Raw genomic sequence first — 22090 nt, forward strand, 5'->3', positions numbered from 1 at the left:
GGTGTCCTTAGTCGCTGTCACGCAGGCTGGATCGCTTGCGCGCGTCTTTCTGTCGCTGCAGCTTTTCCACTTCGATGGCCACCAGCTTGGCGAGGCGCGCTTCGTCCATGCCTGGTGCTGCGTTGATGATGATCTGGATCGGCTGGCTGCTGGCGGGGGCGGTGGCCGCCGGTGGGCTGGCCGATAGCGGCGGGCGTGTATCCAGCGCGATGCCACCGGCAGCAGCGCCAGCCGACACCGCGATGCCGGCGCCGGCGGCGGTGACTTTCTTGGCTACGCTCAGCACCGCGGCCAGCGGTCCGCCCTGGTTGTCGGCCAGACCTTGCGTAAGCCCAGCCATGGTGAAGCCGCCCAGCTGGGCAAACACCCGCGACGGCGAGTGGATGCCCAGCTTTTCCTTGAACCAGCCGATTGTCTTTTCGCCTGCGCCGGTGATGGCGTTCTTGACGGCCCCCATGCCGGACAGGATGCCGTTCGCCAGTCCCTGCAGGATGTTGGCGCCGAACTGCGTGAACTTGGCCGGCAGGGATACGCCGAACCAGCTCATCACGCCAGCGAATGCCTGGTAGAAAAGGCCCAGCGGTGACCAGTTGATGATCAGCTGGCCAACGCCCAGGATGCCGCCGGCAAAGGCTTGTTTGATGCTGGCCCACAGCGAGCTGGCCACCGACGACACGGCATTGAACGCGGCAATGGAGGCGCCCTTGATGCTGTCCCACATGCGGCTGGCACCCGCCTTGATGCCATCCCACATCGCGGCGAACTTTGGCCCGATGGTGGACCAGTTGGCCCACAGCAGATAGGCGCCCCCTGCGATGACGGTAATGGCCAGCCCGATAGGGTTGGCCATGAACAGCCGACCCAGCCACATGAAGGCGCGGCCAACCATGCCGATGGCGCCACCCAGCTTGCCCAGCACACCCACCCCGCTGGTCAGGTTGATGCCCAGCACGGTCAGGCTGAGCTTGGCCATAGCCAGCGGCCCGAGGATGGCGGCCACGGCCAGCCCCAGCCCGCCGGCGGCTACCATCAGCACGGCGGCCACAGCAGCGACTTTCATCAGCGTGCCAGCCAGCAGCGGGTTTTCCTTGGCCCACGCGCCCAAGCCTTCCGACAGGTTGCCCAACCATTCGGTCAGCATTTTCAGCTCAGGCGCGATTGCCTCGCCAAAGTTAACCATGGCGTTGGTGAACGTACCGCTGGTGGCATCCCACAGGTTCTGCAGGGTGCCCAGCTGGGCGTTAACGCGCTCCTGCAGCGATGCCTGGCTTTCCAGCTTGGCGCGCATGGCGGCGATGCCGGTGTTACCGGCCTTGCTCAGCGCGGTCATCACTTCGGCCACTTCCTTGTCGGAGCCGAAGACGGTTTCGATGACGGTCTTTCGTTTCTGGTCGGACAGGCTGTTCAGCTTCATGATCTGGTTGACCATGTTGTCGACTCCGGCAAAGTTGCCCTTGGCGTCGACAAAGTTCAGCTTCACGCCGGTGCCTTTCAGCACCTCGTTGCTCTTGTCGACCTTCTTCTTGTCGACCGATCCGCGAATGATCTTGTTGTAGGCGTTGCCCGCGCTGCCGGCGTCCATGCCCGCCGCGTCGGTGATGGCCAGCAGCGGCGCCAGTGCCTTGACGGCATCGATGCCGCCCTTGCGCACGTAGGACAGCACCGGCCCCATGGCCTTGAAGCCTTCCTGTATCTGGCCAACGTCCATGCCCACGGAGAACAGGCGTTGCATCTGGTCGGCGGCAGACACCATGTCCTTGTCCAGCACGCCCATGGAGTCCTGCAGCACGCTGATGGCGCTGGCCGACTCAGTGAAGCTGACCTTGGTCAGCACGGCCAGCTTGGCGGTGGCCTCGCCGGCGCCGCCCAGCACCACCTGGGCCGACATGCCCTTCTGGATCAGGATGCGCATCATGTCCTGGAATTCGGACGTGGTGCCCGGCAGCTGGTTACCCAGCTGCACGGCCAGTGCGTTGACGGCGCCGAACTCCTTCCGCACCTGGCCGCCGGCGCCCATCATGGCCACCTTGAGCTGGGTGGCCGAGTCTTCCGCTTTGGCGTATTCGCCAACCGGCACCATCAGCGCGGCGCCGGTGGCGGTGCCTGCTGCCAGTGCGCCGGCAGCGTTGCCGGCCAGCTGGTCGCGGACGGCGGTGGTTTTGCCGTAGCTGGCATGCGCGGCGGTCAAGCGCTTCTGCTGGGCGTTGACGCGCGCCAGCCGCTGTTCCTGCTGCTGCAGGCTGCTGGTGGTGGCGGCGATCTGCTGCTTGAGGTCGCGCTGGTGGCTGGCCAAGTTGCGCGTGCTGATGCCGGCCAGCTCCAGCCGCCCGCGGGCGGTCTGCAGTTTCTGGCTGAGTTCCTGCTGGCGCTGCTTGAGGGCACTGGCTTCGCGCACGGCCTCCTGAAACTGCCGTGTCATCGCCTTGGATGGCGCCGCGGTGCCGGCCATTTCCTTTGACAGCAGCCGTACCTTGTCCTGCGCCAGCTTCAGCTGGTTGCCGGTGATGGCGGCGTCGCGCGCCATGTTGCGGAAGGTGGTGATGTCACCCTGGGCGCTTTTCAGCGCCTTGAGGCTGTCGCGGGTTTCCTTGAGGGTGCGCGTCAACCCGACGCTGGATGCGCTGGCCGCCTTGAGCGGGCCGGTAATCTTGTCGATGGCCTTGAGGACGACTTCCAGTTTCAGGTTGCGCGCTGCGCTCATGCTTCGTCTGCTCCGCTTCGTTTTCTGGCGCGTTCACGCCACTGCATCAACTCGGTAAGGGTGAACTGGCCCATCTCTGCCGGCGTCCAGTGGAAGATGGCCGCCACGTCGGCCATAGCGTCTTCCACCACGTTCGGCAGCATTACGCGGGGGCCGATTCCTTGGTCGAACCAGTCGTCTCCGTCGGCTCCGTCTTCTCGCCAATCTCCGCTTTCACCTGATCCACTACGGACTTCGGCACCAAAAAAGCGGACACCTCCTGCCCCAGCGCCAGCAGGTCTGCCGGGTCCATGTTCTGCACGTCACGTTGGGTGAGGGTGGGGGTGGTGAGGCGCGGCAGTACCACGACCAGCGCGTTGACATCCATGTTCAGCACGTCGGTCAGCGAGGTGCCTTTCAGGGTGTTCACGGTGGGGCGGCGCAGCTCTACTTGCTTGATTTCCTGCTGGCCACGAGTGACCGGGTTTTCCAGGGCGACGATGATGGTTTTACTCATGATGGGGTGTCCTGTTGGGTAGGTAGGTCGGCCAACGCGAAAGGTTGGCCGCAATGGTTATGCCAGGCCGATGGCGCGGCGCTGCTCGGCGAGGCGGTCGACGCCGCCGACGATTTCGATCATGCCCAGCACGTCGATCTCGACCAGCGCTTCGCCGTTGACTGTGAGTTTGTAGTAGGCCAGCGATGCCTTGATCTTGAATTCGGTGTCGTCACCGGGCTTGTGGCTGCCCGCGTCGATCTCGGTGTAGCGGCCACGCATGACCACCTCGATGGCGTCCACCTCGCCGGTGTCGTCACGTTGGCCCGCGCCGGCAAAGCGCAGCATCACGCCGTCCACCTTGGTGATGCCGAATTCCTTGATGGCGTCGTACATGTAGCCGCCGAAGGTGAGTTCGGCTTCCAGTTTCTCCATGCCCAGGTCCACGTCGACCGCGGCATTCATGCCGGCACCGCGCCACTCTTCCAGCTTGCGCGCCAGCTTGGGCAGGGCGACTTCGGCTACTTGGCCGCGCCAGTCGGTGCCGTTTTGGAACATGTCGAAATTCTTAATCTTGCGGGGCATGCCCATGGTGCAGTCCTTTCAGAGGCAGGCCGGTTGCCCGGCCCGCGTGGTTACACGGCGACGGCCTTGGCAAAGTCGACCAGGTAGCGGTCGGTGATGCGCTGGCGGAAGGTGAGGTTTTCGAGCGGTGGCACCGGGGTGTAGTCGTAGTCGATGTACAGCTTGCCGGCCTTGAGGGTGTCCTTGGTGTTGATGTCCACATCCACCCAGGCTTCGCCGCCGATCAGATATTCCAGGCGGGTCCACTCGCGGAACTTGGCGTTCAGCCCTTCCACCAGATCACGGGCACGCGATACGGTCAACGGGCCATCCACCGCCCACATGTGCGCCTCGGCCATGGTGTCGGCCACGATCTGTGCGGTGCGGGTGTAGTTCTCGAACTGGAACAGCGGGTCGATGCTGCAGGTGCGCGAACCCCAGAAGCGGTAGCCGCCCTCCTGAATCAGGGAGGTGACCTCGTTGGCGTTCAGATAGCCGGCGTCGGTGTTCGGGTCCTGCAGATCCCAGAACACGTCGTGGCTGATGCCGGTTACACCGTTGACCGGCACGTTGGACAGGGTTTTGTGCCAGCCGATTTCGTGGTCGATCTTGGCGCGCAGGCCCAGCGCACGGGCGATGGCGTAGGCGCTCTTTTCCTGGTTGGCCGTGGTATCCCAGCCGGTGAAGTCCGGCCAGATGGTCATGATTTCGCGGGCGCCGAAGTTGTCGCGGTAGGCGACGGCAGCTTCCTTGGTTTCCGCGCCGAAGGCCGAGGCGTACACGAAGCCGCGCAGCTTCTGCGCAATGCTCACCAACTCGGTAGCCACCGGCAGGCTGTCCAGCCCTGGCACGCCGAGAATGCGCGGCTTCACCTTCAGGCGGGACTTGGCCGCCAGCAGCGCTTTCATGCCGGTGTAGCGGGCGCCGTCCACGGTGCCGATCAGGTTGGAGGTGGTTTCTTCCGGCGTAGCACCTTCGCGGGCCCGCACCATGACAATAATCGGGTTGGTCTGGTCGCTGATGGCGTCCAGTGTGTGCGCCATGGTGCCGGTGTCGCCGGCCTTGCCCAGGGCGTTCATCACGTTGGTGATCAGCACCGGGGTGTCGTAGGGGAATACGGTGTCGTCGGCGTCTTCGGCGGTACACACCACCCCGATGGTGGCGGTTTCCGCGGTGCGGATGGTACGGGTGCCATCGCTGGCTTCCACGACCCGCACGCCGTGGTGGTATTGGTCTGCTGCCATTCCTGTGATCTCCGGAGATTAGAATGCAGAGCAGAGCATGCCGCGCGTGCGCTTTAGCCGCTGCTCGTGCTTGTTGTGCCGGCTTGCGGCACAAGCGGCAGACAGCTATCACGGAAAGAATCAGGCCACAGGCCGAGCAACGAGCATGGACCCTTCATCTGCCACCCTGCTACGAGACATCCTCGGAGCGGCAGACACTGGCGATATGCTGTTGATATTGGAGTGTGTCATCGGGAAGTCTGAAGGCATCGCCATGGACATCGATGCGGAGCGAAGAGGGGAGTTGGCCAGCGATCTGCTGCAGCTGGTCAACGATGGCTTGGCGCGGGCCAGTCGTCGGGCGGGCGTGCTGGCTCAGCTGACAGAGCGCGAGCGCGATATTGCCAGCCTGCTGGAGTGCGGCATGACCAACGACGCGATGGCCGCCGCACTTTTTGTCAGCGAAAGAACGGTGCGGGCACACCTAGAGATGATCGCCCGAAAGCTGGGCACTACCAACCGCACCGAGCTGGTTGCCCGGTTACTGGGTGCCAATACTGGCGGTTCCGCCAATACCAAGTGAATACAGTTTGATTCAAAATATGGCATTGTTATTTTGTTTTGAGCGATGCCCGACCTATGTGTACCCGAATTGCAGCCACCACCCTCAATCCCCTGATCGGCGACAGTCCGGCCGATACCCTCGAAAACCTCTGTTCCTGTCTGGCCGGGATGGGGGAGGCAATGAGCAACCACCACAAAGACCCCACGTTACAGTTCTTCATGACCTCGGTGAGCAGTGCGTTGCAGTTTGAGGCAAGGCAGCTACAAGGGGACCGTGACCACTAAATGTTTTCCTCCAGATAACAAAAACCCCCGCAGTTAACAGTGCGGGGGTAAGTTTTGTTTCAGGTTATTTCTTCATTACCTCATTGACCACCTTACTTTGTACCGTCAATCGCATGCACTCATTGTTAATTGCATGCTCTAAATCTGGATTCACCTTGTCGGCTTCCTTGATGATTGCATCAGTACAATCTGCCTGAGTCTGAGCAGCAGAGAGCCCAAATAAACCCATGTTGAATAGATACACCATATAAGCAAAAGAAAGTGCTGCGGCCAAGGTGGTGAGAAATGTTCGACCCATCTCATTATCCATGAATGGTTGTTTATACCTTTGGCATGGTAGGTGTTGCCTACGTTATTTGCAACTATTTGTTTTAAATTTGTGCTTAATACATAAGTGGCACGGCTGCTTATTTTATTTGTCGACGGGAGCGGGCCGGCCTTCATCTGTTTCGATGCTCTTCTGGCAGTGGCCGGGGTCCAGCCAGTCAAGCAGCCGGCACAGTAGGCACCAGTGCCAGATGCCGGCGCGTGCGCCTTTGCCGGCGCGGCTGCTAATGGTTTCGTCCTCGCTACCGCCCCACGCCGCATTCAGCATCTGGTCGCCGCCGACGGCGATGCGCACCGTGCGCGGCGAGCCGACCAGCGCAGCGGGCAGTCCCCACAGCAGGGCCAGCAGCGCGGCCAACGTTGCGGCCAGCCACAGCCCGAGCAGGACCAGGCGGCGCCTCATGCGGCACTGCCAGGCCAGCTGGCCTGAATGTCGATGGCGGCCAGCTCTGCCTCGCTGTCAGCGGCCTCCACCTCTGTTTTCAGCTGGCGCGCATGAGCGTGCAGCGCAGCCGCGTGCTGCGCCAGCGCCACAGGTATGCCGATCACGCCGGCTGCATCGAGGGTCAGTACGCTGTTGTCGGCGCAGGTCCATTCAATGCCGAACGGCTGGCCGGCTGCCAGCGCAGCCTGGGCAGCCAGCGCGGCGGCAGTGATGCGCTGCACACTGCGTGGGGTGGAGTCGAGCAGCTTGCCGCGATACAGGAAGCCCGCTTCTTCGCGTTGGTCACGCTCGGCGGTGATGGCGGCCAGTAGCTCGATGCGGCGGGCGGCGAAGTGTGTAGCTTCGCCAGCGGCATCAAGCGTCCATGCCTCACCATCCCACACATGCAGCGAACTAGGCGGTTCCGGCACCTTACGGATGCCGAGTGCAGCAAGTTCTTCTGTAGTAGCGAGTGCCAGCCAGCCCGGTGGGTAGGTCACCTCCTGGTGAGTAAACCCGGTGTCAAAAATCGGTTGTCCGTCTCTCAGAAACACAATGCATCCTCCGTTTGTTATGGTGCTGCGCCGTAAATCGTGCCGCGCACAAGGTAGGTCACCGCACCGCCGGCGACGGCGATGGCCGCGCCAGCCGCACCGCCTGCACCGGCGGCGTCACCAGATGTCGCGCCAAAATCCTGAGGCCGTTTGCCGGTACCACCAGCCACCCCCAGTGCTCCGCCCGTACCGCCTGCGTTTGCATAGGTAGCGCTGTTACCCGTTGTAGTACCGCCACCGCCGGCCGTGCTTTGTGTGGCCGTGGCGCCGGCTGTTGGCGTGCCGGTGCCCGATCCGTTGCCGCCACCACCCGCACCGCCGCCGCCACCACCTCCGCCGGCAATGACACCCGCGTTGCTGACTTGCAGCGGCACCGCCGTTTGCACTGCGATACCACCAGTGCCACCGGGTTTGCCCACTGTCGAGCCGGTGTTGGCTGCACCGCCAGCTCCCAGCGGCACCCCACCGCCACCGCCACCGCCGCGGTACACACCGGTACCGCCCTGACCACCGGTACCACCACGGCCGTACACCGTGCCCTGGTTGTCGAAGATCACGGTATTGCCGGCAAACTCGGCTCCGAACGAGAAGCACGCGGCGGCAGCGGATGCTGCGATCAGGGTCACCCCCGGCAGCACCTTGACGCGGATGACCGCGCCGGTACGCCAGCTACCACCCAGTGCGGCCAATGTTGCCGTATTGAGCGCCGTGGCACTGAGCGCCAGATCGGTCGTTGCAAATAGCACTAGCACCTCGGCACCCGCCAGCAGCGGTGCCGCCAAATTAGCTGGCACCGTCATTTCACGTCCTTCACCAGGGAGACAAATACGCGAGTCGCTGTTTCGACGTAGTACGCCAGGTAGTCCACAGCACCGGCGGCCGTGGACAGCGCCGGCGCAGTGCCGCCGCCAAATTTCCAGTTGGCGCCGAAGGCCAGCGTGCGCGAGCCGGTAGCATCTTGCGTCACGGCGATGATGCCGCTCTGGCCAGCAACGGCATTAGTCGGTGTGCCGAGTGTGCGGTTACCCGCCAGCGTGAGGCTGTAGTTGTTGGAGAGGGCCAGATCCACGGCGATGGTGGCGGCATCGGTCAGTGCTGCTACGGTGCCGCGCTGCGCGGCACTCCAGCCTTGAACTCGATCGATCTCAGCAACCAGATCGGTGCCACTGGTGATCTTGCTCCAGTCCAGCGACGGAATATCCGCGGCGGTCAGAGCCGCACCGCCGGTGACCCGGCCGTAGGCATCGACCGTCACTTTCGGATAGGTGCCGGCGCCAACACCACTGGCGGACAACGCGACGGTCGGGTTGCCAGCGACGCCATCGCCGTTGGTCACTGTGACGCCGGCACCGGCTGTCAGCGTCCGTGCGGCAACTGTGCCCGCGCCGGTACGGATCACCATGCCGGTGCTGGCGAGGTTGTGCAACGCGAGCACGTTGCTGCCGGCGGCGAGTGCCACTTGGTTGCCAGACACGGCCAGACCAGTGCCGGCGGTGACCGTGCCGGCGCCGGCAAACTGCGTCCAGCTGACGCTGGTGGTGCCGAGCGTGCCACCCGGATCGACAGTACACACCCAGCCGCTGTCGGCGTTGCTAGTGCCGCTCTCAACAAAGACAAAGGCGCTGATCAGCTCGCCCCACGCGTCGGTGTCGGTGGTGCGCGTCCACGCGCCGGCCGCTACCAGGTAGATGCCGTTCTGGCTGGCAGTGGCCTGGTTTTTCACCAGCACACGATCACCGGCGACCAGCGCTACGCCGTCGACAGTCTGCGTGCCGGACAGCGTGATATTGGCTGTGGTGGCGGCGCGTACCGAGGTCTTGACCTCAAGGCCGGCCGCCATGTTGTCGACGTATTGTTTGGTGGCGGCATCGAGGGCGTTGCTCGGGTCGGATGCGAGAGCGACCTGGGCGAACGACGGCTTGGCGCCGCTGTGGATCGCCTGTGGCAGCGACAGCGTGATGCCGCCGGACGCCGCCGACACGTTGACCTGGTTGGTGGTACCAGCCAGCGAGGTGACTCCGGTGTTGGTGATCACCGGATTGCCGGCGACGCCATCGCCATTGCTGATACTGATGCCGGCACCGGCGGTCAATGTACGTGCGGCCACGGTACCGACACCGGTGTTGACGTAGAAACCGGTGGTGAGGAGCGCGGCCAGTGCGGTCAGATCAGCATCGAGCGGCTGTGCGTCGGTGATGCCGTAGCCCGCCAGCGTGCTGGGGTTGCTGCCGGCGGTAACGCGGCCCTTAACGTCGACAGTGACGCTGCGGTAGGTACCAGCGGCCACGCCAGTGCTGGCCAGCGTCATCGCCGAGGTGACATTGCCGTTGCCATCGAACGCTGCCGCCCAGCTGCCGTCGCCGGTCATGGTGATGGTGCGAGCGGTCTTGAGGCGGGTGGCGTACATCACAGTCAGCGCGCCGGATACCGCGTCGTCGATCTGTTTTTTCAGGAAGGCTGTGCGGTTGGCCAGCACCTGCACCGGGATGTTGTCCGGGCAGTCCGGGCCTCCGGTCAGGATGGCATCCGCTTCAAAGTAGGGCACGCCGGCCGCCCAGGTGGCGGTTTCAATCAAGTTTCCCATGAGTTCTCCGGGTGATCGGGGTTAGGTGGAGCCGCGTGTGTAGCTGCCATTGCGACTGGCCAGTCCGTTGCGGGTGAGTGCTGCCTGGCTGAAGTCCAGCTCGAACAGGTGGCAACGGACGGGGGCAATCTCGGCCAACATCTGGCGAGCAAAGGTTGCCTGCTGCACCGTCAGGCGGCTGTGGCAGACCACGCGGTATTCGGCCCAGGCATCGGCGCGGGTGCCGCGCTTGTTGAAGGCCGTACGGGTGCGGGTGCCGTCGCGGCGGTAGCCGGAGCGACCGGTTTCGATGTCAACCTCACCGAGACCCAGCGCGCGGAAAACATCACGCACGGCAGCCACAGTGCCTTTGCGCTTGTGGATGTCGATCGACTGGCGGATCAGCGCGCGCTGGCGCTCTACACTGCTGGCGGCGTCGAAGCCTTCCACCGAACGTGCCCACGCCAGCCATGGCAGGAAGGCGACGGGGCAGCGGTTGGCATCGGCCAGCCAGCGCAGTGGTGTCGGGTCGATACCTGGCGCACAAACTTCCGCTGTTCTGATTTCCAGCTGCGTGCTACCTGGCGGTAGCAAGGTGCGATGGGTCATGGCGCGGCGCTTAGCGTGATGGCGGTACAGTCTGGAAATTCGCCATCGGCACAATCAATATCCGCTGCCGGTAGCAGTAGGGTGACGCGCTTCACATCGGCGGCATGCAAGGTGGCGTCGATCAGCGATCTCGGAACGCTTTCCCCGAGACGACGCTGTTCGGCAAGCATGGCATCCAGTCTCAGCCTGGCTGCATCCAGTCCGCCCCCCGCGGTCAACGCACCGTCCTTGAACTCGATTTCTGCCGTGATGGCAAATGCCTTTGGCTGGCCAGCCGCAGCTTCTACGGTGTCGCAAAGCGGGATGCGGTCTTCTGCTGAAAGGTAGCTGGCCACGGTGTCCAGCAATGCCTGGTCCGGCGTGCCGTTACTGCGACGATCCATGATATAGACCCGTATCAGCCCCGGTTCCGGTCGAATCACCTTGGCGTGAAGCACGTTGGCCGATGCGGTCATGGTGTGGAACAAGTAGGCGCCGCGACTGCCGGCTACGGTGAGTCCTTCCAGCGACAGCTGGCAGCGATAGCGCAGTCGATCATCGTCTTCCCATACCGCCGGCACCGGTGGCACAGCGTCAAGGTTGGCAGAGGCAATCAGCAGGCGCTCAACGCCGTAATCGGCGGCACGATTGTCAAGGTCGGCGCCGGTGGCGAACGCCAACATAGTTGCACGGGCAGCCTCATTTATCCGCTGACGCAAGATCAACTCGCGGTAGGTGTTCTCTCGCAGCATGCGTACCAGCGGTTCAGACTCCAGTTGCAGGGTTAGGCGGATGGCGTCCTGTTCGTCTGCAGGGTACAGAGCGATCAGTGCTTCCTTGCGCTCGGCCAGCAAGGTGTCGAAGTCCAGCGCTTCGACCAGATCAGGTGGCTCCAGCTTGCTCAGGTCTACGGTCATGTGCGTGTCCTTGTATAGGGCACTGACAGAGCCACCGCTTTACCGGCCAGCGGCCCTTCGGTACGCACCATCGTCAAGTTGAATTCCCACCGGCTGGTTTGTTCGCCCATGTCCAGCGATACATTGGCCGGACGCGCCCGCGGTTCCCAGCGCAGTAGGGCCATTACGGTGGCGGCGATCAGCTGCAGCCGCAGCGCCTTGGTCATCGGCTGGTCAATCATCTGCATGTTGTAAGTGCCGTATTCGCGCAGGGTGATGACACTGCCAATCGGCGTGCCGATGATGTCGGCCACCGATTGCTGCAGGTGTTCGGTATCGGTGATGGTGCGGCCGGTTCGTACATTCAGGCCGGTGTAGGTTGCGGTCATAGTGGCGCCCCTGTTGTGCCGCCGTCAGCATCCGGGTGGCGGTGGGTCGCCAGTACCACCCCGTTGCTGCTGATACTGCCGGTGTTGGTCAGTTCTCCGTTGTGATCGATCGGGCCGCTGATGGTGGCGCCGGTGCCGGTGCCAGCGTTATTCAGCCCGTCCAGGTATGTGAGCGTCCCGCGCACCAGCACGTTGCCGGTGAACTCCGATTCCGGGCAGTCGACGGTGCATTTTTCGGAGGCTTCTACCAAGGCGGTCTTGATACCGGTTGCCGACAGCGCACCAGTGGCGTGGTTGTAGAGGATGCGGGCACCGTCCGGGTACTCGCGCAGGTGTTCGTCCGGGCTGGCGCTGGGGGCTGGAATAGCGTCAGAAAAGATGCCCAGCAGCACGATGCCGGCGGCCATCTCACCGCCGGGGCTTAGCACCAGACACTGTTCGCCCGCTGTCGGAGGGTTCCATTCGCGAGTGGTGCCGGCGCGCAGACTGAGCCAGGCCAGCCAGTTGCTGTCGTTGCCGCCGGATTTCACCCGCACGCGCGCCGTTGCGTGGTTGACCTCGGCTATGGTGCCGAGGCGTATCACGTTGTCGGTGCGGCGGATTTGTTCTGCTGATTCGCTCATGTGGCAAGGTTGCCGCGCGCCGGGCGGCAGGTCATGCGGTGGATGTTGTGTCGTTGACTGGCACAAGTCCGGCTATCTGGCGAGGTGCGCCAGCACCAGTTCGGTGATCTGGTCTTCGTCCTGGTCGGTGTAGCCCAGCAGCTCGCGGCGGGTGTACTGCACTTCCGGCCCACCGGGGCGCACGCGGTCGCGCAGGCCCAGCTGGTGCACGCTGGCGATGCGCTGCACCTGGCCGGCAAAGCTGACCACGGCGGCGTCACTGCTGGCCTGCATCTTGAGATAGCGGGTGGTTCGCATCTTGGCGAACATCTGCCGGCGGATGTGGCCAGCCTTCTGGCGCAGGCGGGGGGCGTAGGCGGTGCCGTCCGGGTTGGCCTGTGAGGCAATGCGCTTTTGCTGGCTGGCGCGCAGCTGTTTGGCCACGTCGCGCGCCAGTTGCCGGCGGGCGGCGGGGGATATTTGCTGCAGCAGGCCATCGGCCCACTGGTGCAGGCGGGTCAGGTCGTCGGCCATGTTTCACTGCCATCGATGGTGTCGCGCACCAGCAGCTCCCATGTCCAGCCGTCGTACTGGTCGACCGGTTCAGGCAGGCATTCTGCCACCAGCTGCTGGCCGTTCTCGCTGACGCGCACGCGCTCGGTGAGCTTGAGCTTGATGGCGATGTCCACGACCTTGTGGCTGATCTGCTCTGCCTCAAACTTGAAGCCGTCGCGCATCAGATCCTTGTTGCGCAGCATTTCCGGTTGATGGCTGCGTAGCCACACCAGGGTGGCCAGCATCAGCAGGTTGGGGTGGTCGCCGTAGTCGGTGACGATGACGTTGAGGGTGTAGCCGTATTCGAACGACAGCGAGGCGGTGCCGGTCGACACCACCTGACCTTCATCGATGAACACCTTGAGCTTGTCCGGGTTGGCCTTCACGTCCGGCAAGGCGGCCTCGATGGAGCGGCGCAGCGAGGTGGGCTTGTTCATCGGCGTAGCTGCTCACGGGCAGACTGGCACGGCACGCAGCGAGTGCAGCCAGGCACTTTCTCTCGGCGTAGCGGTGGGATTTCATCGCCACAGTCATCGCAGTGGCTAAGGCTCGGCCCCAGCGCGCGACTGGCCGCTGCCTGCCGTGCCAGTGCTTCATCACGGAAGCGTTGCTCCCGATCCTGGGCAAGGTCGAATAGTTTAGTCATCGGCTGGCTTCGCTTGTCGTTGCTGACAGGTGGTAATGGCGTCGATTTTGGCGGCGCAGGCGTCAAGCGCCGCCCGCGTCTGCTGCAGTGCCGCTGCCAGCTGGCCGTTGCGCTGCGGTGCCGAGCGCGGCAGCAGGCAGGCCGTTACCGGCGGGCACGGCTGGACGATCTGCACCGGCGCCGGCTGCAGCGCTGGCGCCGGCGGTGTTGTCGAGCACGCTGGCAACAGCAGCAGGCAGCTGAGTAGCAGCCCATTGTTTTGCGGATTCGGTTTCATTGATGGCGGCTTCCAGTTTGGCGGCCTGCAGGTTGGCCGCATGGTTGATGGCTTCCAGCTTGGCGATCAGCGCGCGGGCGTCCTGCTGCTGGTCCACGGCAAAGCGTTGCAGCCATTCCAGCTGCTGCGCCTGGGTGGCGTTGGCCTGGCGCGCGGTGTCGCGCTGGGTTTCTGCGGCCAACAGCTCACGCTGCAGCCGGTCGTGGTCATCCTTGAGCTGCCAGACGGCGCTGGCCCCCTTCCACAGCAGCAGGCCGGCAACGAGCGCCGCGCCGAGGCGCAGCATGGTGGCGGGTGTCATGCGGCCAACCTTTCGTAGCGCGCGGCGGCGCGCGCCAGCTTCACGTCGTAGAGGTTTTCCCGGTACTTCGGCCCGTTGTAGAGACGGGCGAAGGCGGCCCAGCGCCCTTCGCGCAGCGCGCGGTGGATCAGCGGGCTGGCCTCGATGAAGCGGGCGAAGGCTTCCAGCTGCTGCCCTTCGTCCTGGCACTGCAGGGTGGCGAAGGCTTCGACGCTGGCGTAACCCAGCCGCTGCCAGTGATAGCCCATGATCTGGAACAGCCCCCAGCTGGCGGATTCGTAGGCAATGGCGCGGTCAATGGTGGCCGCGCCATTGAGGCGACCCCATTCCGCGCTGCCGCCGGCGTAGCCGCCACGCTTGGTGGCTACCAGGTTCGGATAACGCTCGGCCAGTGCCTTGGCATCTCGGCCCGCCGCCTGCAGGCGCTGGTAGAACACATGACGTTCGAACAGCACATCCGGGCGGCCATCGGCGGCAAAGCCGCTGCCGTCGCTTTCCACGTCGCACACGGCGCGGATACTGGCAGCGGTTACCTCCAGCCGCTTGGCCACGCGCTTGATGTCCGCTTCGGTCAGTGCGCGCGGGTGGCGCTGGCCATTGCGCAGCGCGTCCAGCGTGCGTGGCCCGGCAGCACCATCTACCACCAGCCCCGCCTTGCGCTGGAAGGCCGACACCGCCTTGGCGGTAGCTTCTCCGTAGTCGCCATCGACCAGCACCTTGATTCCGGCGGCCACCAGCAGCCGCTGCAGCTCGGTCACGGCGGCGCCCTTGCTACCGACGATCAGAACCATGATGTTTTCCTTAGGAGCGTGAGCAGGCGGCAGTCGGCGGCGTAGGGGTCAACCTGGCGGAACAGCTCCACCACGTTGCCACGCACCGCCCATAGCGCGGCGGTGAATACGGCATTGATGACCAGCTGCGGCCAACTGGTGCCGTGCACCCGGCCGAACAGGATCAGCAGTGCCAGCGCGCCGGTGGCCACAATCAGCAGATAGGCCAGCAGGCTGGCGTAGGGGCGGTGGGCGCCGCCGCCACGCGCAAACAGGATCAGGCGTAGCGCCGACAGCGCGCACAGCAGGGCGGTGAACAGGTCCAGCTTGCTCATTTGCCACCCCCGCGTAGGCTGGCCAGCAGGGCGCCTGGGTCGCCGGCGCGGTCGATCAGCCAGATCAGCAGCTTGATGACGATGGCCGCTGCCAGCAGGGCACCGACACTGGCCGGCACCTGCACTTTTTCCGGCAGCACGGTGGCCAGCAGGCTGGCTGCCATCGGTGCCGCCAGCAGACCGGCAAAGAAGGCCAGACAGAGATAGGCGATCTTTCGCGGGTTGCTGATGTCGTTGCTGCTGAGCACGAACACGGCGGCGCCGGCAAATGCGCCCAGGACAACGCCGGCATCGACACCGGGGAAGAGGGCAAACAGGCTGGCGCCGGTGAGCGCAAAGGTGGCGGTAGTGGTGCTGGTCGGTTCTGCCATTTTCAGTCCCATAGGTTGACCATCCGCTTTTGCGGTGGCGTGGTGAGTTCGGGGAGTTCCACCAGGGTGCCGTGCGGCAGGGTAGGGCCAAAGTCGGCCAGGCCCGGATTGGCCAGCAGCACCTGCTCGTTGACGCCGGCGGTGCGCCCGTAGTGGCGCCAGCAAATGGCGTCCACGGTGTCGCCCTGGTGCGCGCGGACTTTCATCAGATCAGCTCGATGGTGCTGCGCGACTTGCCGGCAATGTCATTGATGGCCCACAGCGCATCGCGGCGCAGGTCATCAATGGTCGGGTCCAGTCGGTCGGCGCGCTTGTCGCCGGCAGTGGTGGTGTCAAAGTCGCGCAACCGCTCCACCAGGATGGCCTTGGTGCGGCAGCCAACCGCGCGCAAGTAGCGCTGCAGGATGATGCTAACGCCCGCGATTTCATCTGCTGGCACCTGGTCCGCCTTGGCGTAGCCCTTGGCCAGCTGCTGCTGGCGCCAGTCGCGCAGCTCATGATTGACCGACGCCATGGCCTCGGTGACCGCTCCCAGCAGACGGCCCGCTGTTACCGTGTTGTCGATGCGCATGGCGTCCCGCAGGTCCGACAGATTGATGTCGGGCCAGAACGGGCTATTGGGGACGGTTACGGCGGGGCTTTGGCTTGGGTCGTCTTCTGCTACGGCAATGAATCCCATGGCTGGCCTTGTCAGAAAAGGGACGGTGGAGGGGAGCGTCAGGCGATGGCGAGTGTCTGCCCTTGCTCCCCTGCCGTCGGTTCGCGGGGTACGCTCGGTTTAGCCGTTTCCGGCTGAGTTCTTGAGATTGCGGGTAATGCGCTCGATGTCCTTCACCACCCCCACCTTGTCATCCAGCGACTTGGCGCGGGCCAGATACTCCAGCGCCGCTTGCGGGTCGGTCTGTTCGATGGCAAGGCCGGTTTCCTTGAGCAGCTTGGCGCGCACCGGGTCGAACATGTCGCAGGCTTCGGTGAGGGAAAGCGCGTTTTTCAGCACGGCAGCATCGAAGGCGGTTTTCTCGTCGCGGGCACGTTTGGCCGCGTCCGCGATTTCTTCTGCCAGGGTGTTGGCCGCGTCGCGCTTGTAGGTGTCTGGCATGGCCAGCTTGAAGCGCAGCGCATAGGCGCCAATCATCAGTGCCGTAAGGTAGTTACCGGCATCGACTGCCCACAGCATGACGGTCATCAGCACGTCATCCTGCTGACCTGTTTCCCCCAGCAGCACACCTTCCACCCATGGCTGGTATTCCGGCAGCACCTTGCGCTTGTATTCCGCCTTGGCTTGGTTGGACTGGATCTGCTTGAGCCGGCGCTTGTCCTCGGCCAGCTTCATCAGCATGCGCTCGTAGTGAGTGGCATCACGCAGGCCGCCGCCGTCATTGACGGCGACCTGGGCTGCGGCCTTTCTCAGAAAGTGACGGCGGGCTGGGCTGGTCATTACGCAGCCACCTCGGCCACCAGTTCGATGTTTTCCACCAGGCAGCCGGCCTCGTAGTTCTCCACCACGTAGGCATCGTTGGACGACTCGTAGAACGCGATGCGGTCGAACTCTTCTTCGTCCTTCACGCTCTGGCGGCGGGCACCGTCCTGATAGTAGATGGACAGGTTTTTCAGCGGGGTGATCAGCAGGGCGTTATCGGGGAAGAACGGCACGCGCACCGCCGGCAGGTTGCCGATGCGCTTCTGGCTGATGATGGTCTGCAGCGCCAGTTGTTCGCTAGGCGCGTTGTCCTTGTTGGCTTGCGGGAAGTATTTGTCGCCCAGCAGCTTGCGGCCAACGATGACTACCAGGTCGGTGTCTTCGGCAAACTGCGGTTCGATCAGGTTGTCGACGGCATCCATGACCAGGGCGTCGAGGTTGCGATAACCATCCGCCACGGCCACGCTCGGGCCAACTTTCACTTTGCCGGAACCTGCCGCCACTTCGGCCATGACGCGCTCTTCCGCTTCCAGGCGGTATTTCTCCAGCCAGCCGATGTTCACGTCCTGCAACAGCGGGTTGGTGGCAATGTCGGTGGTGGCGGCAACATGGGTGCCGTTGAAGCCGATCATGATGCGGTCGCGGGCCTGCTGGCGAATGGTGACGGCACGCACGCGCGACTTGAAGTCCTTGAACTTGCTCCAGGCATCCAGCTTGGCGTAGTTGATGGCGGTATCGAAGTTGGTTTTCTCGCAGCGGTACTTGTGCGACTGCAGGCCGGTCGGGTCTTTCGGCTGGCGGCGCGCGCCGCCGGAAGTATCTGTACGGCTGGCTACCGGCGAGGCGGCATACAGGCCCAGCGGCTCGCCTTCTTGATCGTCCACCGGCTGGATGTTGATCATCTGCAGGAAGTTGGCCGATTCCTGGATTTTTTCTTCCAGCGTCTGCTGCACGGTCGGCACGACGGAGTAGGACTTGGTCGGCTCGGCGGCATTGTTCAGCGTGGCCAGGGCAATTTGCAGCTCGGTGAAGCGCTTGCGGGTCAGTTCTTTCATTTTCGGTCCTTTGGGGTGACGGGGTGTGGTGCCGCGTGATTAGCAGTCGAGCACATCGTCGGCGTTGTCTTTGGCGCCGGTGGCGAAGCTGCGCGGCTTGCCGGCATCGTCTTCACTCAGCTGCTGCACCAGGGCATCGTGGGCCGCCTTGAGCTGGTCAAAGTCTTTCTTGGCCACGAACTCGCCAGTGGCCGGCGAACCGGTCGGCAGCGCGGCAAACTTCTGCAGCAGGTCTTTCTGGCTGTCGGCAATCAGCTCGATGGCCTGGGTGAGGGCGGTGAAGTTGCCGTCATTGGTGGCCTTGTGGCCGCCCAGCATCTGCTTGATCTTGGCGGTGAAGGTTTCCAGCGCACTGGTAGTGACGCCGTCTTCTTCGAACTCGATGTCGGCGAGCAGGGCTTCGGTGAACAGGTTGGCCGGGCGCTGCTTGCGGGCGGCCAGCGGATTCGATTGCGCACCGGCACAGAACTTGAGCATTTCGGTGCCGAGGCTGGCCGGGGTGTCGGTGACGGCGACCCCGACCAGGTAGGCCTCACCTTTACCGGCAAAGTCGGGGTCAATCTCGATGGAGGTGAAGACCTTCTGGCGCTTGATGTTGACCATGTCCACCAAGTCAGTGGTGGGGTCGATCTGAGCAAACAGCCCGAGCTGTTTTTCACCGTTGATGGTGACTTCCTCGGATTTCAGCGCCTGCACATCGCCGTACATGCGGAAAGTGCTATCCGGCGCGATGCTGCGGAAGTGTTCTAGGTTGACGCGGGCACCGTAGGTGGCCGGGTTGTAGTTGGCCGCCATCTGCTGGATGTCGAGGCGGGAAATGGTGCGGCCATCGGTGGTGGCGCCACTTACGGCCACGCGGAAAAACTTGGATTTCTTGGCGGCTTTGTCGGCCATGTCGGTTTCCTCTGTCGGTCGGTCCAGGGTTGATGCGGCCATGTTGTTGTGCTGGGCCGGCCTCATCAATCGGTGGTTGTTGTGCCGGACCGCCCGACAATCCGGCCTGCAGGCCAGCGCCCCGCCGTGGCGGCACCATCGCCACATGATTGAAATTGCCCAAGACCTAGACCCGCGCCGCATCGCCCGCGACCTGTACTTTCAGGGCTGGCGTATTTCCCGCATTGCCGAAACGATCGGCGAGAATCCGGCGACCGTGCACAGCTGGAAGCGGCGTGACAGCTGGGATGACATGACCCCGGTTGACCGGGTGGATGTGGCGCTGGAAGCGCGCATGATTCAGCTGATTGCCATGCCGAACAAAGGCAACAGCGAGTACAAGGAGCTGGACGCGCTGGGCCGCCAGATGGAGCGCACCGCACGGGTGCGCAAGTTCAACAACGGCGGCAACGAGGCGGACCTGAACCCGAAGGTGGCCAACCGCAATGCCGGGCCGCGCAAGCCGCCGGTGAAAAACGGCATCAGCGAGGAGCAGCAGGAAAAGCTGGTGGCGGCTTTCATGGATGGCCTGTTCGACTACCAGAAGCATTGGTACCGCGCCGGCCTGAAAGAACGGATCCGCAACCTGCTGAAAAGCCGCCAGATCGGCGCCACGTTCTACTTTGCCCGCGAAGCACTGGTGGACGCGCTGCAGACCGGGCGCAACCAGATTTTCCTGTCGGCCAGCAAGTCGCAGGCGTTCCAGTTCAAGAGCTACATCCAGCAGTTCGCCCGCGAGGTGGCCGAGGTGGATTTGAAGGGCGTCGACAAGATCGTTCTGCCCAACGAGGCCGAGCTGATCTTCCTGGGCACCAACAGCCGCACCGCACAGAGCTATCACGGCAACCTGTACCTGGACGAATACTTCTGGATTCCCAAGTTCCAGACGCTGCGCAAGGTGGCCAGTGGCATGGCCAGTCAGAAGCGCTGGCGCCAGACCTACTTTTCCACCCCCTCGGCCATTTCGCATGAGGCGTACCCGTTCTGGTCCGGCCAGCTGTTCAACCGTGGCCGCGCCAAGGCCGAGCAGATCAAGCTGGATGTCAGCCATGCCGCACTGGCCGCCGGTCGACGCTGCGAGGATGGCCAGTACCGGCAGATCGTAACCATTGACGACGCACTGTCCGGCGGCTGCGACCTGTTCGACCTGGACCAGCTGCGACTGGAGTACAGCCCGGACGAGTTCCTGCAGCTGTTCCAGTGCCAGTTCATGGACGACAGCGGCAGCGTGTTCCCGTTTGCCATGATGGAGCGCTGCATGGTGGACAGCTGGGAGATATGGGACGACTTCAAGTCGTTCGCCGCGCGCCCGTTTGGCAACCGCCCGGTGTGGATTGGCTACGACCCCAGTTTGTCCGGTGACAGCGCCGCGCTGGTGGTGGTGGCGCCGCCGCTGGCACCTGGCGGCCCGTTCCGCATACTGGAGCGCCACCAGTTCCGCGGCATGGACTTCGCCCCCCAAGCCGAAAAAATCAAGCAGGCATGCAACCGCTACAACGTGACCTACCTGGGTATCGACGTGACCGGCCTGGGGCAGGGCGTGTACCAGCTAGTTCGCCAGTTCCGACCGGATGCGACTGGCTTCAACTACAGCCCGGAGGTGAAAAACCGCTTGGTGCTGAAAACCTATGACGTGATCAGCAAGGGCCGGCTGCAGTTCGACGCCGGCTGGAACGAGGTGGTGGCGTCCTTCATGTCGATCCGCAAAACGATGACCAGCAGTGGCCGGCAGGCAACCTATGCCGCCGGCCGCTCGGAAGAAACCAGCCACGCCGATCTGGCGTGGGCAACGATGCACGCCCTTTACAACGAACCGCTTGAAGGGCAGGACGGTGCCCTGAAAGGCACAGTGGAGATTTTCTGATGTCCGAATTGGATACCCTGCCAACCCCTGCCAATGTCGAGGCGTTTGCCTTTGGCGACCCGGAGCCGGTGCTTGATCATCGCGGGCTGATGGACTACCTGGAGTGCGCACCCACCGACAACTGGTTTGAGCCGCCGCTGAGCTTTGACGGCCTGGCCCGCGCCAAGGATGCCAGCGTGCACCATGCCAGCGCGCTGGTGGTGAAGCGCAACATTCTGGCCAGCACCTTTACCCCGCACAAGCTGCTGAGCCGGTCGGCGTTCTCGCGGCTGGCCATGGATTACCTGGTGTTCGGCAACTGCTACCTGGAGCAGATCGAAAACCGCTTCCGTGCGGTGATCAGCCTGAAACCGGCACCGGCCAAGTACGTGCGCCGCAGCCTGGATATGACCGGCTACTGGTGGGTGCCAAAACTGGATAACGCCCACCTTCTTGGCCGCACCATCCACCTGATGGAACCCGACATCAACCAGGAGGTGTACGGGCTGCCGGATTATCTGGCCGGCCTGCAGTCAGCTTTGCTGAACGAGTCGGCCACGCTGTTCCGCCGCCGCTATTACCTCAACGGCTCACATGCTGGCTTTATCCTGCACCTGACCGACAGCGCAATGAACCAGGAGGATGTGGACGCGATCCGCGATGCGATGCGCCGCAGCAAGGGGCCGGGCAACTTCCGCAACCTGTTCCTGTACACGCCCAACGGCACCAAGGACAGCTTGAAGGTGATCCCGGTGGCCGAGGTGGCGGCCAAGGACGAATTCCTGGGCATCAAGAACGCCACCCGCGACGACGTGATGGCCATGCACCGTGTACCGCCCCAGCTTATGGGCGTGCTGCCGAACAACACCGGCGGGTTCGGCGACGTGGAGAAGTCGGCCAAGGTGTTCTGGCGTAACGAGCTGGTACCGCTGCAGGAGCGCTTCCTCGAAATCAACGATCTGCTTGGCATCGAGGTGGTGAAGTTCCAGCCGTACCAGCTGGACGACTGACACCTCGCCAGCACCCCACCCAACCGCCGCAAGGCGGTTTTTTTTCGCCTGCAGTCAGTTGGCCAGCGCCGCGTCGCCTGGCTCAATTTCCAGGCTGCCAACCCCCGGCGCGCGCCCTCGTAGCCCCGCCACGCCTGCCCGCTTCATGCGTGGGTTTTTATGCACCAGCATGACCCCAATGTGAACCCGTGTTGACGCGGCTTTCGACCATATTTTCCCCCCACAACAAGATTGGCATTTTCATGCGCTACAGCATAGTTTTGATGCAGGCACTGCGATAAGAATGCGACACTACTTTTATCAGAGTGGTTAAATTGGTGGTTGTTATTTTAAGTGTTTGATAAATATGCTTTTGAAATGGATTGCAAATCCGGTCAGTCCAGTTCGACTCTGGATCGCGCCTCCAGACAAACCCCCAG

30 protein-coding genes are annotated in these 22090 nt (G+C 63.5%); 4 read left to right on the forward strand and 26 right to left on the reverse strand.

The features are described 5' to 3' along the window. Positions 1–7: 7 nt before the first annotated feature. From PQU89_RS01030 to PQU89_RS01050, 5 genes are read right to left on the reverse strand one after another with little or no spacing between them, the layout of a single operon-like run. Positions 8–2701, reverse strand: coding sequence for a phage tail tape measure protein (locus PQU89_RS01030; protein ID WP_272764201.1), 2694 nt, complete (start codon positions 2699–2701; stop codon positions 8–10). Continuing rightward, positions 2698–2844, reverse strand: coding sequence for a GpE family phage tail protein (locus tag PQU89_RS01035; RefSeq protein ID WP_272764202.1), 147 nt, complete (start codon positions 2842–2844; stop codon positions 2698–2700). The genes PQU89_RS01030 and PQU89_RS01035 overlap by 4 nt, the downstream gene beginning before the upstream one ends. After that, positions 2844–3197: a phage tail assembly protein gene (locus tag PQU89_RS01040; protein WP_272764203.1), complete on the reverse strand. Its 354-nt coding sequence runs from the start codon at positions 3195–3197 to the stop codon at positions 2844–2846. The genes PQU89_RS01035 and PQU89_RS01040 overlap by 1 nt, the downstream gene beginning before the upstream one ends. Positions 3198–3254: 57 nt before the next feature. Then, positions 3255–3761 (reverse strand): phage major tail tube protein, encoded by a 507-nt coding sequence (locus PQU89_RS01045; RefSeq protein ID WP_272764204.1) that lies wholly within the window; start codon positions 3759–3761, stop codon positions 3255–3257. 50 nt (positions 3762–3811) lie between these two features. After that, complete coding sequence (locus tag PQU89_RS01050; RefSeq protein WP_272764205.1) at positions 3812–4984, reverse strand: phage tail sheath protein; 1173 nt, start codon at positions 4982–4984, stop codon at positions 3812–3814. A 253-nt stretch (positions 4985–5237) separates the two neighbouring features. Here PQU89_RS01050 and PQU89_RS01055 point away from each other — a divergent pair, with 253 nt between their 5' ends. Then, positions 5238–5546 (forward strand): helix-turn-helix domain-containing protein, encoded by a 309-nt coding sequence (locus tag PQU89_RS01055; RefSeq protein WP_272764206.1) that lies wholly within the window; start codon positions 5238–5240, stop codon positions 5544–5546. Positions 5547–5876: 330 nt separating this feature from the next. On the opposite strand, the gene PQU89_RS01060 is transcribed toward PQU89_RS01055, so the two are convergent. The 13 genes from PQU89_RS01060 to lysC form a co-directional block, all read right to left on the reverse strand. Further along, the gene (locus tag PQU89_RS01060; protein ID WP_272764207.1) at positions 5877–6122 is read right to left on the reverse strand and encodes a hypothetical protein; all 246 of its coding nucleotides are present in this window, start codon (positions 6120–6122) and stop codon (positions 5877–5879) included. A 102-nt stretch (positions 6123–6224) separates the two neighbouring features. Continuing rightward, positions 6225–6542 carry a hypothetical protein gene (locus tag PQU89_RS01065; protein ID WP_272764208.1) on the reverse strand — a complete coding sequence of 106 codons (318 nt, stop codon included), beginning with the start codon at positions 6540–6542 and terminating at the stop codon, positions 6225–6227. After that, complete coding sequence (locus PQU89_RS01070; protein ID WP_272764209.1) at positions 6539–7063, reverse strand: DUF4376 domain-containing protein; 525 nt, start codon at positions 7061–7063, stop codon at positions 6539–6541. Before PQU89_RS01070 ends, PQU89_RS01065 begins: the two co-directional genes overlap by 4 nt. A gap of 71 nt (positions 7064–7134) precedes the next feature. Then, positions 7135–7917, reverse strand: a complete 783-nt coding sequence (locus tag PQU89_RS01075) for a hypothetical protein (RefSeq protein ID WP_272764210.1) — start codon at positions 7915–7917, stop codon at positions 7135–7137. Further along, entirely contained in the window at positions 7914–9701 is a 1788-nt protein-coding gene (locus tag PQU89_RS01080; RefSeq protein ID WP_272764211.1) for a phage tail protein, read from the reverse strand. The genes PQU89_RS01075 and PQU89_RS01080 overlap by 4 nt, the downstream gene beginning before the upstream one ends. Positions 9702–9722: 21 nt before the next feature. Then, complete coding sequence (locus PQU89_RS01085) at positions 9723–10289, reverse strand: phage tail protein I (protein WP_272764212.1); 567 nt, start codon at positions 10287–10289, stop codon at positions 9723–9725. After that, positions 10286–11185: a baseplate assembly protein gene (locus tag PQU89_RS01090; RefSeq protein ID WP_272764213.1), complete on the reverse strand. Its 900-nt coding sequence runs from the start codon at positions 11183–11185 to the stop codon at positions 10286–10288. Before PQU89_RS01090 ends, PQU89_RS01085 begins: the two co-directional genes overlap by 4 nt. Then, positions 11182–11553 (reverse strand): GPW/gp25 family protein, encoded by a 372-nt coding sequence (locus PQU89_RS01095; protein WP_272764214.1) that lies wholly within the window; start codon positions 11551–11553, stop codon positions 11182–11184. Before PQU89_RS01095 ends, PQU89_RS01090 begins: the two co-directional genes overlap by 4 nt. Then, positions 11550–12176 carry a phage baseplate assembly protein V gene (locus PQU89_RS01100; RefSeq protein WP_272764215.1) on the reverse strand — a complete coding sequence of 209 codons (627 nt, stop codon included), beginning with the start codon at positions 12174–12176 and terminating at the stop codon, positions 11550–11552. The genes PQU89_RS01095 and PQU89_RS01100 overlap by 4 nt, the downstream gene beginning before the upstream one ends. Before the next feature lie 72 nt (positions 12177–12248). Further along, complete coding sequence (locus tag PQU89_RS01105; protein WP_272764216.1) at positions 12249–12689, reverse strand: phage virion morphogenesis protein; 441 nt, start codon at positions 12687–12689, stop codon at positions 12249–12251. Next, complete coding sequence (locus tag PQU89_RS01110) at positions 12674–13147, reverse strand: phage tail protein (RefSeq protein ID WP_272764217.1); 474 nt, start codon at positions 13145–13147, stop codon at positions 12674–12676. The genes PQU89_RS01105 and PQU89_RS01110 overlap by 16 nt, the downstream gene beginning before the upstream one ends. Next, entirely contained in the window at positions 13144–13356 is a 213-nt protein-coding gene (locus tag PQU89_RS01115) for a TraR/DksA family transcriptional regulator (RefSeq protein WP_272764218.1), read from the reverse strand. Before PQU89_RS01115 ends, PQU89_RS01110 begins: the two co-directional genes overlap by 4 nt. Next, positions 13349–13675, reverse strand: a complete 327-nt coding sequence (lysC, locus tag PQU89_RS17130; RefSeq protein WP_373322764.1) for an Rz1-like lysis system protein LysC — start codon at positions 13673–13675, stop codon at positions 13349–13351. Before lysC ends, PQU89_RS01115 begins: the two co-directional genes overlap by 8 nt. Here lysC and PQU89_RS17135 point away from each other — a divergent pair. Then, positions 13674–13952 carry a hypothetical protein gene (locus PQU89_RS17135; protein ID WP_373322765.1) on the forward strand — a complete coding sequence of 93 codons (279 nt, stop codon included), beginning with the start codon at positions 13674–13676 and terminating at the stop codon, positions 13950–13952. The two genes, lysC and PQU89_RS17135, sit on opposite strands and share 2 nt — an antisense overlap. On the opposite strand, the gene PQU89_RS01125 is transcribed toward PQU89_RS17135, so the two are convergent. The 8 genes from PQU89_RS01125 to PQU89_RS01160 all read right to left on the reverse strand — a co-directional run bounded on the left by PQU89_RS01125 (position 13931) and on the right by PQU89_RS01160 (position 18779). Next, positions 13931–14725: an N-acetylmuramidase domain-containing protein gene (locus tag PQU89_RS01125; protein ID WP_272764220.1), complete on the reverse strand. Its 795-nt coding sequence runs from the start codon at positions 14723–14725 to the stop codon at positions 13931–13933. The genes PQU89_RS17135 and PQU89_RS01125 overlap by 22 nt on opposite strands. After that, positions 14716–15039: a phage holin family protein gene (locus PQU89_RS01130; protein WP_272764221.1), complete on the reverse strand. Its 324-nt coding sequence runs from the start codon at positions 15037–15039 to the stop codon at positions 14716–14718. The genes PQU89_RS01125 and PQU89_RS01130 overlap by 10 nt, the downstream gene beginning before the upstream one ends. Further along, positions 15036–15410, reverse strand: coding sequence for a putative holin (locus tag PQU89_RS01135; RefSeq protein ID WP_272764222.1), 375 nt, complete (start codon positions 15408–15410; stop codon positions 15036–15038). Before PQU89_RS01135 ends, PQU89_RS01130 begins: the two co-directional genes overlap by 4 nt. Before the next feature lie 2 nt (positions 15411–15412). Further along, positions 15413–15616, reverse strand: a complete 204-nt coding sequence (locus tag PQU89_RS01140; protein WP_272764223.1) for a tail protein X — start codon at positions 15614–15616, stop codon at positions 15413–15415. Then, positions 15616–16089, reverse strand: a complete 474-nt coding sequence (locus tag PQU89_RS01145) for a head completion/stabilization protein (RefSeq protein ID WP_272764224.1) — start codon at positions 16087–16089, stop codon at positions 15616–15618. The genes PQU89_RS01140 and PQU89_RS01145 overlap by 1 nt, the downstream gene beginning before the upstream one ends. A gap of 99 nt (positions 16090–16188) precedes the next feature. Continuing rightward, a complete protein-coding gene (gene gpM, locus PQU89_RS01150) occupies positions 16189–16848 on the reverse strand; it encodes a phage terminase small subunit (protein WP_272764225.1) in 660 nt (219 codons plus the stop codon). Beyond that, complete coding sequence (locus PQU89_RS01155) at positions 16848–17885, reverse strand: phage major capsid protein, P2 family (protein ID WP_272764226.1); 1038 nt, start codon at positions 17883–17885, stop codon at positions 16848–16850. The genes gpM and PQU89_RS01155 overlap by 1 nt, the downstream gene beginning before the upstream one ends. A 39-nt stretch (positions 17886–17924) precedes the next feature. After that, complete coding sequence (locus PQU89_RS01160; protein WP_272764227.1) at positions 17925–18779, reverse strand: GPO family capsid scaffolding protein; 855 nt, start codon at positions 18777–18779, stop codon at positions 17925–17927. 145 nt (positions 18780–18924) lie between these two features. On the opposite strand from PQU89_RS01160, the gene PQU89_RS01165 reads away from it, so the two are divergent. Continuing rightward, positions 18925–20682: a terminase ATPase subunit family protein gene (locus PQU89_RS01165; RefSeq protein WP_272764228.1), complete on the forward strand. Its 1758-nt coding sequence runs from the start codon at positions 18925–18927 to the stop codon at positions 20680–20682. After that, entirely contained in the window at positions 20682–21671 is a 990-nt protein-coding gene (locus PQU89_RS01170) for a phage portal protein (RefSeq protein WP_272764229.1), read from the forward strand. Before PQU89_RS01165 ends, PQU89_RS01170 begins: the two co-directional genes overlap by 1 nt. Positions 21672–22090: the final 419 nt, after the last annotated feature.

The sequence above is a fragment of the Vogesella indigofera genome (assembly GCF_028548395.1).
GTDB classification, from domain to species: Bacteria; Pseudomonadota; Gammaproteobacteria; order Burkholderiales; family Chromobacteriaceae; genus Vogesella; species Vogesella indigofera_A.

Excerpts from the sequence above, each read along its gene's own strand:
- PQU89_RS01040 (WP_272764203.1), bottom strand. The coding sequence starts at position 3,197 with ATGAGTAAAACCATCATCGTCGCCCTGGAAAACCCGGTCACTCGTGGC.
- PQU89_RS01115 (WP_272764218.1), bottom strand. The coding sequence starts at position 13,356 with ATGACTAAACTATTCGACCTTGCCCAGGATCGGGAGCAACGCTTCCGT.
- PQU89_RS01130 (WP_272764221.1), bottom strand. The coding sequence starts at position 15,039 with ATGAGCAAGCTGGACCTGTTCACCGCCCTGCTGTGCGCGCTGTCGGCG.
- PQU89_RS01135 (WP_272764222.1), bottom strand. The coding sequence starts at position 15,410 with ATGGCAGAACCGACCAGCACCACTACCGCCACCTTTGCGCTCACCGGC.
- PQU89_RS01145 (WP_272764224.1), bottom strand. The coding sequence starts at position 16,089 with ATGGGATTCATTGCCGTAGCAGAAGACGACCCAAGCCAAAGCCCCGCC.
- PQU89_RS01090 (WP_272764213.1), bottom strand. The coding sequence starts at position 11,185 with ATGACCGTAGACCTGAGCAAGCTGGAGCCACCTGATCTGGTCGAAGCG.
- PQU89_RS01095 (WP_272764214.1), bottom strand. The coding sequence starts at position 11,553 with ATGACCGCAACCTACACCGGCCTGAATGTACGAACCGGCCGCACCATC.
- PQU89_RS01110 (WP_272764217.1), bottom strand. The coding sequence starts at position 13,147 with ATGAACAAGCCCACCTCGCTGCGCCGCTCCATCGAGGCCGCCTTGCCG.
- PQU89_RS01165 (WP_272764228.1), top strand. The coding sequence starts at position 18,925 with ATGATTGAAATTGCCCAAGACCTAGACCCGCGCCGCATCGCCCGCGAC.
- PQU89_RS01060 (WP_272764207.1), bottom strand. The coding sequence starts at position 6,122 with ATGGATAATGAGATGGGTCGAACATTTCTCACCACCTTGGCCGCAGCA.
- PQU89_RS01160 (WP_272764227.1), bottom strand. The coding sequence starts at position 18,779 with ATGGCCGACAAAGCCGCCAAGAAATCCAAGTTTTTCCGCGTGGCCGTA.
- PQU89_RS01140 (WP_272764223.1), bottom strand. The coding sequence starts at position 15,616 with ATGAAAGTCCGCGCGCACCAGGGCGACACCGTGGACGCCATTTGCTGG.
- PQU89_RS01170 (WP_272764229.1), top strand. The coding sequence starts at position 20,682 with ATGTCCGAATTGGATACCCTGCCAACCCCTGCCAATGTCGAGGCGTTT.
- gpM (WP_272764225.1), bottom strand. The coding sequence starts at position 16,848 with ATGACCAGCCCAGCCCGCCGTCACTTTCTGAGAAAGGCCGCAGCCCAG.
- PQU89_RS01030 (WP_272764201.1), bottom strand. The coding sequence starts at position 2,701 with ATGAGCGCAGCGCGCAACCTGAAACTGGAAGTCGTCCTCAAGGCCATC.
- PQU89_RS01155 (WP_272764226.1), bottom strand. The coding sequence starts at position 17,885 with ATGAAAGAACTGACCCGCAAGCGCTTCACCGAGCTGCAAATTGCCCTG.
- PQU89_RS01075 (WP_272764210.1), bottom strand. The coding sequence starts at position 7,917 with ATGACGGTGCCAGCTAATTTGGCGGCACCGCTGCTGGCGGGTGCCGAG.
- PQU89_RS01080 (WP_272764211.1), bottom strand. The coding sequence starts at position 9,701 with ATGGGAAACTTGATTGAAACCGCCACCTGGGCGGCCGGCGTGCCCTAC.
- PQU89_RS01085 (WP_272764212.1), bottom strand. The coding sequence starts at position 10,289 with ATGACCCATCGCACCTTGCTACCGCCAGGTAGCACGCAGCTGGAAATC.
- PQU89_RS01065 (WP_272764208.1), bottom strand. The coding sequence starts at position 6,542 with ATGAGGCGCCGCCTGGTCCTGCTCGGGCTGTGGCTGGCCGCAACGTTG.
- PQU89_RS01100 (WP_272764215.1), bottom strand. The coding sequence starts at position 12,176 with ATGAGCGAATCAGCAGAACAAATCCGCCGCACCGACAACGTGATACGC.
- PQU89_RS01035 (WP_272764202.1), bottom strand. The coding sequence starts at position 2,844 with ATGCTGCCGAACGTGGTGGAAGACGCTATGGCCGACGTGGCGGCCATC.
- PQU89_RS17135 (WP_373322765.1), top strand. The coding sequence starts at position 13,674 with ATGGTTGATGGCTTCCAGCTTGGCGATCAGCGCGCGGGCGTCCTGCTG.
- PQU89_RS01105 (WP_272764216.1), bottom strand. The coding sequence starts at position 12,689 with ATGGCCGACGACCTGACCCGCCTGCACCAGTGGGCCGATGGCCTGCTG.
- PQU89_RS01045 (WP_272764204.1), bottom strand. The coding sequence starts at position 3,761 with ATGCCCCGCAAGATTAAGAATTTCGACATGTTCCAAAACGGCACCGAC.
- lysC (WP_373322764.1), bottom strand. The coding sequence starts at position 13,675 with ATGCGGCCAACCTGCAGGCCGCCAAACTGGAAGCCGCCATCAATGAAA.
- PQU89_RS01050 (WP_272764205.1), bottom strand. The coding sequence starts at position 4,984 with ATGGCAGCAGACCAATACCACCACGGCGTGCGGGTCGTGGAAGCCAGC.
- PQU89_RS01125 (WP_272764220.1), bottom strand. The coding sequence starts at position 14,725 with ATGGTTCTGATCGTCGGTAGCAAGGGCGCCGCCGTGACCGAGCTGCAG.
- PQU89_RS01055 (WP_272764206.1), top strand. The coding sequence starts at position 5,238 with ATGGACATCGATGCGGAGCGAAGAGGGGAGTTGGCCAGCGATCTGCTG.